This window comes from Vibrio sp. JZG10, assembly GCF_054064075.1.
This window is the reverse complement of the sequence record NZ_JBSUGE010000017.1, coordinates 57025-72074: the sequence shown is the minus strand read 5'-3', so window position 1 is coordinate 72074 and position 15050 is coordinate 57025. Positions and strand designations below refer to the sequence as shown.

The 15050-nt window shown below is 44.6% G+C and carries 13 protein-coding genes; 6 read left to right on the top strand and 7 right to left on the bottom strand.

Features of this window, described 5'->3' with window-relative positions; translation table 11 throughout:
* The 4 genes from ACWYVB_RS18400 to dptF form a co-directional block, all read right to left on the bottom strand.
* On the bottom strand, positions 1 to 275 hold a 275-nt coding region (locus ACWYVB_RS18400; RefSeq protein ID WP_457529675.1), incomplete at its 3' end, for a hypothetical protein.
* Positions 276 to 336: 61 nt separating this feature from the next.
* On the bottom strand, positions 337 to 5412 hold the full coding sequence (gene dptH / locus ACWYVB_RS18395; protein WP_457529673.1) for a DNA phosphorothioation-dependent restriction protein DptH: 5076 nt from the start codon (positions 5410 to 5412) through the stop codon (positions 337 to 339).
* Positions 5393 to 6742, bottom strand: a complete 1350-nt coding sequence (dptG, locus tag ACWYVB_RS18390) for a DNA phosphorothioation-dependent restriction protein DptG (protein ID WP_272165923.1) — start codon at positions 6740 to 6742, stop codon at positions 5393 to 5395. Before dptG ends, dptH begins: the two co-directional genes overlap by 20 nt.
* Entirely contained in the window at positions 6742 to 8340 is a 1599-nt protein-coding gene (gene dptF, locus ACWYVB_RS18385; protein ID WP_457529671.1) for a DNA phosphorothioation-dependent restriction protein DptF, read from the bottom strand. Before dptF ends, dptG begins: the two co-directional genes overlap by 1 nt.
* A 610-nt stretch (positions 8341 to 8950) precedes the next feature.
* On the opposite strand from dptF, the gene mobI reads away from it, so the two are divergent.
* Both mobI and ACWYVB_RS18375 read left to right on the top strand, forming a co-directional pair.
* A complete protein-coding gene (gene mobI, locus ACWYVB_RS18380) occupies positions 8951 to 9523 on the top strand; it encodes a conjugative transfer protein MobI(A/C) (protein ID WP_457529669.1) in 573 nt (190 codons plus the stop codon).
* A complete protein-coding gene (locus ACWYVB_RS18375; protein ID WP_457529668.1) occupies positions 9516 to 10019 on the top strand; it encodes a hypothetical protein in 504 nt (167 codons plus the stop codon). The genes mobI and ACWYVB_RS18375 overlap by 8 nt, the downstream gene beginning before the upstream one ends.
* A 259-nt stretch (positions 10020 to 10278) precedes the next feature.
* On the opposite strand, the gene ACWYVB_RS18370 is transcribed toward ACWYVB_RS18375, so the two are convergent.
* A complete protein-coding gene (locus ACWYVB_RS18370; protein ID WP_457529666.1) occupies positions 10279 to 10497 on the bottom strand; it encodes a hypothetical protein in 219 nt (72 codons plus the stop codon).
* A 347-nt stretch (positions 10498 to 10844) separates the two neighbouring features.
* Between ACWYVB_RS18370 and ACWYVB_RS18365 the strand changes: the two genes are divergently transcribed.
* Positions 10845 to 11282, top strand: a complete 438-nt coding sequence (locus ACWYVB_RS18365; protein ID WP_457529664.1) for a hypothetical protein — start codon at positions 10845 to 10847, stop codon at positions 11280 to 11282.
* A gap of 190 nt (positions 11283 to 11472) precedes the next feature.
* On the opposite strand, the gene ACWYVB_RS18360 is transcribed toward ACWYVB_RS18365, so the two are convergent.
* Positions 11473 to 11688 (bottom strand): hypothetical protein, encoded by a 216-nt coding sequence (locus ACWYVB_RS18360; protein ID WP_457529663.1) that lies wholly within the window; start codon positions 11686 to 11688, stop codon positions 11473 to 11475.
* Positions 11689 to 12084: 396 nt separating this feature from the next.
* Positions 12085 to 12411, bottom strand: a complete 327-nt coding sequence (locus ACWYVB_RS18355; protein ID WP_000047752.1) for a helix-turn-helix domain-containing protein — start codon at positions 12409 to 12411, stop codon at positions 12085 to 12087.
* A gap of 93 nt (positions 12412 to 12504) precedes the next feature.
* Between ACWYVB_RS18355 and ACWYVB_RS18350 the strand changes: the two genes are divergently transcribed.
* The 3 genes from ACWYVB_RS18350 to mioC all read left to right on the top strand — a co-directional run bounded on the left by ACWYVB_RS18350 (position 12505) and on the right by mioC (position 14844).
* Positions 12505 to 12888, top strand: a complete 384-nt coding sequence (locus tag ACWYVB_RS18350; RefSeq protein ID WP_457529662.1) for a hypothetical protein — start codon at positions 12505 to 12507, stop codon at positions 12886 to 12888.
* 379 nt (positions 12889 to 13267) lie between these two features.
* On the top strand, positions 13268 to 14116 hold the full coding sequence (locus tag ACWYVB_RS18345) for a hypothetical protein (protein WP_457529660.1): 849 nt from the start codon (positions 13268 to 13270) through the stop codon (positions 14114 to 14116).
* A 293-nt stretch (positions 14117 to 14409) separates the two neighbouring features.
* Complete coding sequence (mioC, locus tag ACWYVB_RS18340; RefSeq protein ID WP_005394096.1) at positions 14410 to 14844, top strand: FMN-binding protein MioC; 435 nt, start codon at positions 14410 to 14412, stop codon at positions 14842 to 14844.
* Positions 14845 to 15050 lie beyond the last annotated feature (206 nt).

The following is a 15050-nucleotide window of genomic DNA, read 5'->3' as shown; positions in this document are numbered from 1 at the left end:
TCGGCTTCGGCTTCGGCTTCGGCTTCGGCTTCGGCTTCGGCTTCGGCTTCGGCTTCGGCTTCGGCTTCGGCTTCGGCTTCGGCAAGAAGCATTACATTATTCACATTGGTGTCAACATCTTGCTGTGTACTATCTCTATCTTGAACAACAGATAGTGGAGCAGCACTCTCTGACTGGTCGTCTTGCGCCTGATTCTCATCAATATGACGACGCTTTACATAAACAAAGTAAGCCAGTGGCAATATCGCCAGTAAAAGAAAGTAGTAATTATCCATTAGCTATTAACCAGAATGAAAAGATGGAAGAAAAAGGCAGTTTTCACTGCCTTTCAATGTGTTATGCCAACAATTCCCAGAATGCTTTATCCCGCATTTTCTGGATTTGTTTCGCTCCATCGATATATAAGCTGTAGTGCTTATCAAGCTTGTTGATGGTCTCCATCAATCTCTCCTGCTCGTTTTTATCATTGACGCCAAACATGGCTTTTAACTCTTGTGGGCGGATCTTCGCGACACGGTGAATAACCCAAGTCAGCACATAGCTGGAATAGTCGTTATCCCCTGTCTGGAAATGTGTGATGTCCTGTGTTGAGAGGATCACACCCACACCATATTCGCGGCCCTCTTTAAGGATTTTGCGCAGGCTAGGAAAGTTTTGAGACATAAAGTTATCGGCTTCATCTACCAAAATCATCTTGGTGATTTGACGGAAGTCTCCATTAACTTCTGGCTTTCCTCTTCTCTGCATTTGTGAATAGAAAAGGTCTAAGGTCAATGCCACCACAAGGTTCTGGATCTGTGGCGGATAACCTGCCAACTCTATGACAGTGATGCCATCGACAAGCTCATAAAGACTGGTCATTTTCTCTGGCTCAGACTCAAAGATTTTGAAGCGAGCAAGCTTCGAAAGTGCAGCGTAAAGCAAATCTTCTTCAACCTTTTCTTGATCAAGGAATCGCGCCCAAACATCCTCAATGGTGGGAGCTGGTCTGCCCCAAGTTGAAGGATCTTCTGGGTGAATACCTGATGCGGTATAAGACTCCAGAATCAAGTTTTCTAGTTGAAGCTGTTGCTTTTTGCCCAGTCCGTAAGCTTTAGCCATGGTTTCCGAAAACCCTGCAGCGGTATGTATTGGCAGCATCGGCGTGTCACCGTAGAGGCTAAGAGGGTTATAAGGCAGCTTGAATAACTTGTACTTTTTGGCATTTGTGGCATCTAAGAACTTGTCATCCACATAGTCAGACTTGTAGTCGAAGATCAGCATGCCAATCGGTGCACTGTTTACGTTGTCAGCTTGGTTACGGTAAAGCTGAGTGATCACCGACTTAGTAAACTGGGTTTTACCCGTACCCATGGTGCCAATAATGCCCGTGTTGGTATTCATAAACTTGGCAGTGTTGGTCGGCTCCCAGTTTAATGGGGCATTGGTGATCGCATTGTGGCCAAATAGCACATGAAGATTGTTGGAGCTGGCTGATGCTAAGGGCGTTGGCTCAGTCTCAACCTCTGGCTCACGAGCAGGTTCAACCTCAGGGGTGTCAGATTCTTCGTCTTGTGTATCCGCAACGTTATCTGCTGCTGGCTCGGCGATCACTTGCTCTGGCTCTGAAGCTGTAGTTTCACCTACCAACATATACTCCGCCGGGACATAGCAGATCTGCGCGATGTTCTTTTCGTTCATCAGCACTTGAAGCGGGTGTTGCACCAGTGAAGGCAGCAAAGACATCGGAAGATCAACCTTCAACACGCCATCTTGCATGTTGTAGCCAGGCTCGAAGCAGCTTCCGCTTTCAAGATGGCTAACCACTAGACCTGCCGGGTAGTTTTCAAGCTCTGCGATTGTGTAGTTGCCGCGCAGCCACTCTTCTTTCTCTGCCAGCAGGGCTTCAAAGTAGCCATTGCTGAATACGTTGTAGAGACGGTATTTGTCGATTTGCATCAACACCTGGCGGATAAACAAGCCTCGGTATAGCTTCGACGCCAGTGTCTCGTCGCTCAAAAGCTCTGTTAGATAGCGGCGAAGCTCATTCGTTTGCTGTACGGCTTTTTTGTAGTCTGGCGTGGAGCCTGCTTTCACTTCGACAGGAAGCAGATAGAGGTTGCCCTCTTTAAAGCCCACCAGCAGTACATCATCTGAAATCGCGCCTTTTTTATATCCTTGCACGTTGCGTGAGAAGTCACTGTCGGTCATTTTCAGGCCGATGTTGCCTGATACGCGGATCATCTCACCGACGGATAGCGGCACCCAGGTGATATCAGATTTATGCACTAGACAGGTCGCAAACTTATAAGCACCGATAATGCCAGTGCGCTCTTTGCGAATGGTGTCGTTGCAGGTCATCATCTTCAGCAGCCAATCACCGTTGAAGGCATTGAACTCGTTGATTTGACCACCGCCACTTTGCGCCACCACCCTCTCAAACAATCCGCGCTGTGCGGTTACCGTAATGGCATCGTAACTGGCAGAGCTGGTGTACTGATCGGAATAATGGATAAGCACGACATTTTGATTGGCGTGGAAGAAGTCCAGCGTCACTTTAGGGTCGATGATGGTGGTCCAAATGGAGCTGTCATAAGATCGCGCTAGTAGCGATTTAAAGTCTTCACTGACCGCAAGCGCAGGCGCATTGGCACCCGTGTATTGCGTACTTGGCTTTAATGCTGGCTCCATTAACGAACCAACATACTTCGCCATTTCTAGGTGCGGTTGGTTACGGTATTGAACGTTTTGCAAACCAAATGCCGTGAAGTATGAGCCTTCATCACTCTTGGAGGCGTCGCCCGTTAACAGACCATCACACGCAATACCGCTCGGCATGTCGTCAACGCTCAAGGTCGTTAGCTTCACGTTGTCGTTGTTTCTGAAAAATGACAGGTGCGAGTAAGCTTGCCCTTCGCGTTCGCTATGGGCATTGGTGAACTTGCTGTAAGTAAGGCGGGTACGAAGAATGTCGATAATGGTGTCGGCGTTTTCACGCACTTTTCCGCGGTCCAGCTCCAGCCAAGACTTTAACTCTTCGTAGTTCGACGTTTCTGCAAACTGATCAAAGGCGTTGAAAACCAAGGCATCATCGTACAGGTTGATATGGATTGACGCCGCTTTATCCAGGTTGTCTTTTACATAGTCGACCAAACCGAGGAATAGCTCTTCTGCACTCTCTTGATTGACTGCATTCACCAGCACACTCTTCTCTGAGCCGGTAAACAAGTGGCGAAACGCTTTCTGGAACTCGTTGATCTTCTCTTTAACCAGCTTTCGAACAAACTTCAGACAACTTTTCTGATGCGGAACACTTTTAACCCAGAATCCGTTTTCGGTCACTTGCTGGTTGTAGGCAAACTCATGCTTTGGGTGATAAACATACGGAAGCAATCCACTTGGCCCCAAGCGATTGAACGTGACTATTGGCAAGTCAACAAAGCTGTCATCTTTTTGCATTTCATTGCAAAGGTTTAAGTAGTACGCCAGCACCAGCGGGTGAAAAGGCGAGTAGTATTCTTCGCCATTCTCGCGAACCAAACCGATTTGCATCATCAACTTTTGCTCTTTGGTTAGCATGCCGCCAGCTTTGATCGCATTGAAATAATCAAGGAATGCATCCACGGTCGCTTTCACGAGTGCGGTAAATTGAGGCCCCCACGACACCAGCGAAATCGTTGTCCTTCGGCTTGCTAGGTAGTCAAACAGTGCTTGGTATGCAGAGTGGAGATTGTCATCAATAGACCTTAACTCTTCCAACGATATGCTGTTGGATTCAGCCAGATAGACTTGCTTTTGCTGAACGAAACGTTCTTCCCAACGAAGTAAGCTAATGCGCGGCTCCATAACGCGAAATTCGCTATTATCAATCGCGACAACATCTTTACTCGGGTAAAGCTCGCCAAACATGTCATCATCAAACAACTTATGGAAGCGCGATTGGTTAAGCAGCAGTGGGAAGGACAAGCTGCTTTCTACCGTCTCACCCTCTATGCGGAATGCCAGTGTGTTATCACCTGATTTCACCACAAAACCGATATCTTCTGACTCGTTAGCCAAAGATTCAAAATCGACAACACCAAATTCTGCGCGGTCAACCACTTCACCAACATCATCTAGGCTTCGGCTTACAGTTAGCGCGGGGTTGATAACCAGGCTGTTATCTTCTGTTTTCAAGGTAAGGCGTTTTTTCGAAGGCTCAACAACGAAAATGTTTTTAAATGCCTCGAGGTCAAACTCGCCTTTTCTGACGACCAAGCAACGGAAGTTATGATTTTCAGAGGTATTGTCACGCTTCAATGCTAGCGTGAAAAACAGAGGCTCATTGGCATAACTGGCCGCTAGAGTGGCGTTTGCTCCTTTACTGGTTAGGCGCGTACTGATGACCTCTTGCTTGCCTAGTGCATTCGCTGGCGAGACTTTAAACTGTTCTTTGCTTAAATCGCTGGTGCCAGAAAAGCTCAGTTTAAGTTCAAACTCACTTTGTCCTTCCTCGAGGGCAATGATCAGGTGACGGTCACGCAAGCCCGCTTTGGTTTCTTTTGGGTAGCGACCAATTACTTGCGCATCATTGGTCTCTTCTTCACCTTCATGCTTCAGGTGCTGAATCTTGTTCTTTTTGATCTCTTCTCGATAAGTTTCAAACTCCACATCTTTCCAACCATCGTCAGAAAAATGTTCTTTGATAAACTTGCTGCTAAAGCCTTTCAGTCTTTCTTCGAGTTGCTGACCAAAGTGCTCGACTTCAAACGACAACTCTTGGTAAAGCGCGCGGTTCTCTTCCAGCCGTTGTTTGATCTGCTTTCGATTACCAGATAGCTCTGCGACAAAAGGATCATCGAACATTCCCAATTCGCGAAAACAAAGCTCGCCATCTTCGACCGCTTTGTACAACGATTCGAAGCCAAATATGGTCGCGCCATCTTCTAGGATCGCGTCAAACTGGTCATCCAGCAGGCAAAGTGACACATCTCGGGATTTGTCAGTTTGTTCAATAAAACCGCTAAGTGCGACTTTGATGTTCTCAGGGCTCCAAACTTGCCCAGGCTGCCCCAAATCTTCCGCGGAGTTGATAAGAGTATCAAGGCGGCTGTTGTGAATGACCACCAGCGCACAGCCCCTCAGAGCACCTTCTTGGCTTGCGATTTCATCACGCAGGTGAGAAATATAGTTCTCGGTAAACCCACTTTCTCCATCTTCTTCGCCATGAAGCACAGGAACCACTTTGCAGCCTTGGACGCTCACGTAGCTCAACGCCACCTTGTTACTAACTATAATCTCACCGTCCTTACGACGGAGTAACGCATCAAACAAACGCTGGCTGTTACCGTGATCAGGTGAGTTAAACTGGTAGCGATAGCCTGCGCGTATGTTTCCTTCCGCATGCAGTAAAAACTGCTCAACCAGAAACGATTCAAATTGTTTTGCGCACATACACTGCATCTCCACTATCACTCATGCGTTCAACGTTACCAATTCGTTCATAGAACTTGATAAGCTCTTGCTCTGTCTGCTTATCAACAAATATTCCCCTATCCTGAAAGCCGAGAATTAGCTCATGGAAACGGAGCTTCTCTTCTTTGCCCACCACTAGGTTGGTCAGCAAAATAATATGGTCCTGCGTAAGGACAAGCACTCGACCTGAGCGACCGCGGACTTGCACAAAGTCAGCGGCCATATTCTTCTCAACCTCAGTCATGTACTTTTTGATAATGGCTGGTCGGTCTGTTTTCGGGTCCCGGAACTGCTCTTCTGCTAGCTTTAACGCGTATTCCAGCCAATCAATGGCAGTTACTGCGTCCTTAGGAATATCAGTGTCCAGTTTGCGGTTGGCTCGGAACATCAGCGCATAGTTTTTAATTTGATCAGCCAGGTCGCTTCTTTGCGAGTTTTCGATATCTCTCGCCAGCTGCCATAAAGGCTTCTTAATTTCGTCCGGATTGGGCTGGATGTTTTCCAACATAGAAAGGACGGGAAATAGCTTGAAAGAAGACTCACTAAAGAGCTTGTAGCCGTGCTTTTTCACATGAGTTCGCTCACCGCTGGCGCGTTCATGATCCATGATGAAATAGAGCGGTTTTGCTTTGGGGGCTTCACCGGTTTTCCAATCAGATAGCGATAGGCTGAGCTGAGCCGTGTAAGCAAATCCGTAAAATGCCAAGAATTGTTCAAACTCATCCAGCAGGTATTTGGGATACGTGGTTAAGAATTCGAGATCACGTTTAAATGCCTCGGCCATGTATGGCAAATAGGGCGCTTCCGAAGCACGTAGTGATTTGTCGGTATCTGGTTTGGTTTTGGAACGCAGGGTTTCTAACAGCTCTTGTTCGATGAAGTTCAAGTTGGCATCAAACTGCTCAATTTGTCGACCATTTAACAGGTTGATAAAAAGAGATGCCACTCGTAGATCACCTGCTTTGCACTCGCTTTTCTGGCTCTTAAACAACAAAAATTCTGGGCTTACCGAGAAGATGTCTCGGTTGGCAAAATACATATCTTCCAGTACTTCCCAAAAATCTTCTTCGCCCAGTTTGCTTTGTAAGTTGGCTTTACAGTCCTCAGCGAAATCTAGGTAGGTATACTTTTCGATTTTTTTACGAAGTAAGCCGCGAAGCACCAACCCCACAACAACAGACCAATCAAAGTCGTTGCCTTTGGTTCGAATCGGAATGTAACTGTTCAGGGTATTCTTGTTTTGGAACCCATCAGCGGCAGTTTGTGGCAAACCGGCCTTTATCGGTAGTGTGAAATTATCGGTCGTCATTAGCGCATACCACTCACTTCAAAATAGTCACTTTCTTCTTTCACGATTTTGTAGCGTTTATCCCTCCTCAGGATAAACAAGGTCTCTTTTTGTTTTGCGACTGTCAGCATCTGCTCCAGTGCTTCATCAAGCAAAAGAACAGCATTTTTGTCATGCTTGTTAGGGCGGTACCCCTGACCAATTTTCACTAGCAGCTCAAGTAGCCTGATGCTAATCGGCATTGGCTTAAGCGATTGATCATCGACTTTCAAATACGCATTGAAGGTGCCTATTTTTTCGAGTACGTTGTTTTGAATTGCTGAAAAATCTGGTTTAACTTCAAGAGACACTGCCGTTTTGTAGCCATTAAGCTCAGAGACTAAATACTCGTCTTTGTCGAGTGTTGGGGCATGACGGTTACAGTAGCGGTGAAGCGCTGCGATCAGAGTTTCCTTATAGAAACTGCCAAGCTCTTTACGCATCTTTCCTGAACCATCGAAATCACGATGTAGAATCCAAACAGATGCATAGGTTTCTACCAGATTGTTTGTAAACTCGTTTTGGATCGGCGTTACAAACTCATTGCTGAACTCGTTGTCACCCCGAAGCAAATAGAAAAGGCGAAGGAAAGAGGTTGCTTCGGTTAACTCGTAAAAACCAAGCTCGTTAATTTTTGACCTAAATGCACTGAACCGCTTATCTTCAATGCCCAGCCCATGCTGAAGCACAAACTCATCGACTTTACGCGTGTGCAGATTGCTTGGGTCAAAACCCTGAATGCGGGATAGCAGCTCGTTATCACTACCTGCAAACAAGTTGTCGAACAAGTAGCCATTAGCCGCAAGCAACTGGTAAATGAAATCCAGTAACGCTCGAGCCGTGAGGAACTGATCTTTGATAAGGCGGGCTTTGAGCAGTAATCCAATCAGGGATTCCTGAACTGCTGGCCGACTCAGCAGCGCATAATTAGCGGTCAGGCGAGTATGTCCTCGAGATTTACGCTCATTGTCGTAAAGCACATAAAACGGGTTATCAAGTGTCTGCGCAGTCAGTCTTTTCAGAAACTGCTCAGCAAAGTCTGATGCACTGCCCTCTGCATCGAAGGTGAATTTTGGATAATCTTCAAAATCCAAGAATACGTACTGCTCTGGAATTTTCGAAAGCTTGCGGGAGAGAAAGCCTCTAACCACCTTTTTGATGTCGCTATGTTCTTCAGAGCCTTCTTCTGCGTAGTTACCCAACATACCCACATTGATACCCACAACGAGTGGTTTGTTGCTTTGCTTGAACTCGGAGAAGCGCTGATCGAGAGCTTGAATGGCAGTCTGACTCGGATTAAAGCTGTGCGTTGCATCCAAATGGAAGTCATGAGTCACTTTGTACTTTTGGCTGTACTGCGTCAAGATCTCGGATTTGCCATCACCGCTACTTCCGCATAGGAAGATGATTTGATTGGGCTTGGCCGATAAGAGAGCTTTCTTAAAATCCGCTTCTATATCTGTCTTGATGTAGATGTAGCGCTTGTATTCAGCGAAGTGATCTTGATTCTGCTCTCTCTCAGTACTGACCGCATACGGTGAAGACTTTGAGAGAATGCTAAGAGCTTGTGCAAATTTCAACGGTCATTATTCCTTTAACTAATCAATAGGTTACATATTACTAAAAAATGCACTGTATTACTGTGATTTCAATACGAATATAGAGTGCCATCATAATGGACAAAAACCGATGAAATGCTATCTAAGGATAGCTTTTCAATCTATTTTTCCATGTACCACTTCTCTTTACTTACCGAAAAGCAATCCAAAAGCACTCTTGCTCACAGCACTCCGCGTGCAGCCTCATGGACTTTCACATGTGAAAGTCGTTAGGGGCATCAGCAATAAATTCCTCCAACATCCCACAATCATTGGATTACCACTAATCAAATCCCAGAACAAACAAAAATCTTAAGCCATATCCCATAAATACTGGACTGTAAGTATCAGCATCCCAACAACTGTCATTAACAAGTCATGGATTATTAGCTTCGAACTCCCACAAAGATAGAGATTTGGAAAGCAACAGGTCAGATCCCAGGAAAGGAATCTCTTCTATTGCTGCTTTAGCTGCTGGGATATGGGGCAAATATCTAACGTCCAAAATGGGCAACTTCGCGTGTTATAGCTAAAGGGCGTCTGAGTTACGGTAATTGGTGACGAACAAGCAAAACCAAGGAGTAACCTAACGATGTTAGATGAGAACAGCGCAGCTTATCGCTGGCATAAAATGGCGCAACAACGCAAACCAACCGAAGAAAAGCAAGCTTTCGAGCTAGCACTTTCACAATCACTCAATGCTCTGGCACAAGTCGAGCATTTTACTGATCAAGAGCCTTATTTGCTGGAGTTTTTAGCAAGTTGCTACGCCAACAACTTCTGGCGAATCCACCGTTCTTACAAAGACACAAATCCCGGTCATTTCGCCTGTCGAGTCCGTAATCGTGACAACGCGTTCGAGGCCGCATGGCACCATAACTGGTACATAAGTGAGAGCCAAATGGCGCAGCGACACAATAAAAAGTACCGCGTTCGCTCTACACATATCCGCAAAGGCAAAGGCTTTCGTTACCCAAAGGGACGTTTTTCCAAGGCGAATAAAGAGTGGGAGTCAGATCTAATCGACTACACCGAAGATGCTTTCGCTCTCGTCCGTGAAATACGCCATGAAATTCTAGCCATCAAGAAGAAGGCCCAAACCTGTACAAAACGACTTCACAAGCTACATAAACACTTCAAAAAAATGGAGGTGCTACATGACTAAAGAACCTGCCGTTGGCATCACAAACTATTGCGGAAAGCTAGATCTATCAGATTTTGATATTGCACTGCCAGAACAATCACCACAGCCAGAATTAATAAAAGATTTACCTCTATTTGTCGCCGATGAATCGAAGATACTAATGGTTGCGGCCAAAGACCTTGAAGCACGATTGGAAAAGCTGTGCAAAGCTCTGACAGCTGAGTACAAAGTGAAATATCCAATACGCTACAAATTCAAAGTCAAAAAATCAAAAGGTTTACCAGAGATCACATGGTATCGCCTCATTCTTCATCGCTATCCAGACGAAGAGCTTGAAGAAAAAGAAGTATCCGAAGGGGTACTGAGACGTTTTTCAAACGCAATGCCCTGGGAGATCCCGCTGTATTTGCATTTGCTCGATGAGTTAGAAAAGCTGGATCAACGTGTTATCCGTATCAGCACACTGGCCGAAGCCATTAAAGAACTCACTAAAGCCACTAAGAAATACAACACTTAACGTACTGGGTTGCTCCATACTTGCCGGTGTGGAGCTCCACTTAGTCAAGGACTTGTAGTTTGAAAATAGGTGGTAAAATTAAGGAAGTAGACACTTAGGAAAGCTAAGCTAAAGAGAAACAAAATTAATGGAGGTTTTATGGAGCTTTGGATTTGGTTGGGTGGTTTATTACTGACAGTCGCCGCAGTCGGTGGGGTATTTTGGTATTCCGGACGAGAGCGATAGCTTTATTGCGAACCTTCGGGTTCCTTTTTATTTGCTAATCGCCAATGCGATACAGATCTTCTTTTATGTCTAAACTTAGACCTAATGTCCTACTTTTCTTTTTAGTAGGATAGCGCTTACTAATTGGTGATCGTTGATGAACAATAACAGCCTTCACAATAGAGAATAATAAATATGCCGATATTGAAATCACTGCAATTTGCCAATTCATATAAGCTATCGCAGCCCAGCCCCAAGCCGTATTGGTAGCCATAGCGAATCCCAGCAACAAAAGAAATAAACCGAAAACATTAGCCACATGCTTCATACTTACGAACTCAATGAATTTCATATATCTAGTGTATCGCAGAATCAGACAATGCAATTGTACATATATATTTTATTGCTCACTTTCACATGTTCATCAAAGGCATGATGTAACAGCCTCTAGAACGTATCGGCTGGAACGAGGTTCGGATCAATGCGGTGGATACGCGGCTCGGTAAAAAACTCTACCAGAACGCTTGGATTGTCCAAAATGGGCAGATCCAGAGTCTTTGCAGAGCAAATTGGATTGATATTATTTATCTAATTTAATCCCCCCATGAAAGGAGAATGAAAATGACTAAATATGATCATGTTAATATTGAAAACATGCAGAAAGCTGTTCAAGCATTGGAACGCGCAATTGATGCTGATATTGATGAACAGGTTGTTCAAGCACTTGAATCGGAAAATGTTATTGATATTGGTGTCATTGTTGATAAAAACGGAAATCCTGGCATTGGTAATGGCTTGCCGTTTGATGTCTATACCTCTAAGGATGACGCTACTTTGGTCGCCGCTGCGCTAAATGAAGCAGATGCTTTCCTGCTGTCGCTTATAGATAACCCAACCCAGCTGGAACATCGTTCTGATTACCAGGTTCAACAAGACACAATCCTCGCCCTTGTTAACAATTTTACCAATGTTGATTTGGAGAATGTACCAAGCTTAGTGGTAGGTAATATCCAAGAAGCTAAACGGGTGCTAGAGGACGCTATACAGCGTTTGTTGTAATCACTACTTCAGTTTGACCGCTGAACAATGTGAAATGCGACCGCTGGAACTGGATCGAATCGAGCTGGAATTTGTTATCGCCTTGGATGCTGATGAAAGCGGTGAATCTTGGGAGAAAGTTTTAAGTGTCGATGAAGCTGTTCGTTGATCGTGAAAAAAGCCGGGTTTCCCGGCTTTTTCCGTTTCTGATCTAGCGTTCGTAGGTGGTGACAAGTGTTCTAATGCCCTGATCATTTAGTACTAGGAAGTAGAACTCACTGATCGGATGGCCCCATTCCTCTATATTGTCAGCGGTGCCGTACTTTTGGGCTTTGCGACGACGCTCTCGTTCCGCAAGAGGGTAAATGCGAAGCTCTGGGTTCTGGATGCGTTTGACCAGTGATAGCCACGGGGCTTTGGATAACATCTCATGGAAAACCATAAACGCAAGTCTAAGAAAGTGGCTTTTTCAAATGTTTTTAATCTGTCACGAAAGAACAATTTAAAGTAAATCCCGATTGCTCCCAAAGCGGGCTTTCAGAAGCTGATCCATTATGGGGAAGACGACTCGCAAGTATGGAGCAATCATAAAGGAAACCTTTATTTTCAGTTAATTAAATCTGAAAAAGCACTTGCTACTGGTAACCGTTTTTTCAAAACTCAGCCACTCATTTACGGATTTAAGAGCTTAGGAAGGCTAAGCTAAACATTAAAAAAATTATCGAGGAGATGTTATGGAACTTTGGATATGGTTGTGCGGCTTACTATTGACGGTAGCGGCTGTAGGTGGCGTCTTCTGGTACGCAGGGCGGGAGAAGTAGAACTAAGCGTTATCTGACTTATCCAACTCTTGCTTGAGCTGAGTGATGAGAGCTTGTTTTTCCTTTTCATTAAGCTGTTCTATTAGGCAAGCCAGCTCAGCTGAACTATCAGAGTCAGAGAAGAAAAATGCAACAGGTACACCAAGCTCCTGAGCAAGCTTTTGTAGCGTACCGATATCGGGCATATGACGCCCTTTTTCATAATGATTCATACGGCCACTCGCTGAACTTGGGTCCATACCCAAACGGATACCAAGCTCCCTCTGGCTGATACCAACGCGATTTCTTGCCTGTTTAAGGCGCTGTGGAAATGGATTTGTTTTAGACAAGTGAGAATCATCATCAACCTAAGATGCTTAGATTTTCTAAGTTTTAATTATACCTGTATACTTAGGAAAACTAAGCGCAAGATGGAGACTAAGATGAAAACACTAAAAAAGTTCGCACTATTTTGCGTTTTTTGTCTTGGTGCGTTAGTGACTGTATATCAAAGCTGGGGTGTGATGTTGATGGTCTTCCCAAGCGTTATTTGGCTACATAAGTCTCTGGATGTTATCTACAAAAATAAGTACATCGCGTTGTTATTTTGGTTTGTACTCTTTTATATAAACTGGCTATTAGCTAGTGCCGCCGCCCTCACCTATTTCTTCATTCATGTCTGGCATTTGCACCAACAGAACATTTCGCTCAATAACTCGTCTTGTACCAAGCGAGCGCCTCGACACATCAACCCAAGCACTGGTTTGTTGATGAAGAACAGGCACTTTGATATCGCAGGTAATGCTTATGGTTGGAGTGACGATTAAGATGAGAAAGATCCTTCACTTCTTAAAATGTCTACCGGGTATGCTGATGATCCTTGTTGGGTTAATGATCATCGCTCCATTTTGGCAACAAGTTATGATCACCTTTCCCATTGTTTATTGGCTCAAACGTTATCTTCTACTTATTCACAGCTTTCGTCCTCTCTCACTGATAGTTTGGTTCGGATTTGTTTATGTTGACTGGAAGCTTGCCTCGATTAGCTGGATTTCTTATATCGCATCCATCGTGATAAGTACTTGTATGGAAAATGATATGCCAATGATTAGGCCTGTAAAAAATAGACCCAACAAAAAGAAAGAACCTAGCCTATCAAGGCCATTTGCAGGATTAAGATATCAAATACTAAAGGATGATGACTAAATGAACGAAAATCTGCTATCAACAACATTAATGTCAGCGTGCATAGTACTTGTTGGATGTGCAACAACATCAAACCCAAGCGTTTATGATGAAGGGCACAGTAAAGCTTTCAATATCGCTCAAGCTGGCGGCTTGTACGAGGTAAAAGATAACATTATTCCACGAGAGGAATATGAATCTCTGAAGTTAACTACCAGCACTGCCATCAACACCCAGCTCTTCACCTCGTCGCTCGGAGCCAATATGGATTTAAGTTCCGGACTGGGATTGGGTTTATTAACTTCAGTATTAGAGCAACCTGGAACCGCTTCACGTAATAGCATCATTGCCTGGATGCCACAAAATGAAGCCAATTCAGCTAAAGAAGCACAGGCTAAGCTAGTCAAGAAGATGAAAGATGCCATGGAAAGCACCTTGAAAGAAATGGGATTAGCTTATGAGGCCACTAACGGCAACTCGGATAGAAAAGTTGAATTTTACTTTCACAGCACCGATTTCGGCTGCCCAGAGTATCAACAAGGCATGACCAACCAAGATCTCTGTTATATCGCCACTGAAATTTTTGAGCCTCGCGAAACAATAGCACCTTCATTCACTAGCTCAGCACAAAAAACTTATGCTTTCGAATCTAATCATAAAGTGTATTACCATCGTTTCCGAATAACCCCTGGGCGTGATAGCAATGTTCCGACGGACCAGATGTATGCTTCTATCAGCAGTCAGTTACCTCAATGGGTGTACCTATACATTTCATCTGGACACATTCAGACCGAAGACACTACTGTGAAAGCACCATATTTACTGGAACGCGGTAAAGCACATCTGTTTATCCATCCAGAAAAAAGCTAATAATCAACTAAGTGAAAGCAAGGTGGAAACACGTTTCCCACCATTCCCACTTTTCCCATCCTGATCTATGATGGAAGTCATCTTGGGAAGTAAGTATTTGACCATAAATTGCAATTTGGTCCCCAATCGGTCCCCAAGACGTCGCGCGAGGCCAGCTATTATGGGAAACTTCACTTTCTGTATCGGGAAGTAAATAATCGAACGCGCGGTGCTGAGCTTAACTCACACCGCGTTTCTTTTTGTACGGCAAGCCATCCATGAGCTTTAGCCGTCGCATTCAATAAGGAAGAAGTATGATCCACATTATTACAGGCAGCACGCTAGGTGGCGCAGAATACGTAGGGGATCACCTGAGTGATCTACTCAACGAGAATGGATTTGAAACAACGATCCACAATCAGCCATCTCTTGATGAGATCGAAAATCAAGGAACGTGGTTGGTGATCACCTCAACCCATGGGGCTGGTGAGTACCCTGATAATATTCAACCTTTTATCGCGGCATTACAAAATACCCCGCCGAAAATGACCGACGTAAAGTTCGCAGTGATTGCGATTGGTGATTCAAGCTATGATACGTTCTGCGCCGCTGGTCAACACGCTTATGATTTACTAGAGGACATTGGTGCCACACCGCTCGCTGATTGTCTTAAGATTGATGTACTGAGCCATGCAGTACCCGAAGACGCCGCTGAGGCATGGTTAAAAGAGAATATCGAACGCTTTTAAGCTCTCCGCTTTCCCTTCAACAGAGTCGAAATTCGGCTCTGTTTTCCCCAATGTGAATAACTCCCGTCAAATTATTTTGTTTAACTGCTCAAAAACCAATCAAATGAGCTGTGGATAACTACGATAAGATCCAGTGATTTTCCTTTAGTTATCCCAATAACAACTTTGATCAATTTTACCCCCTGTGTATAACTACCACTTTTGAT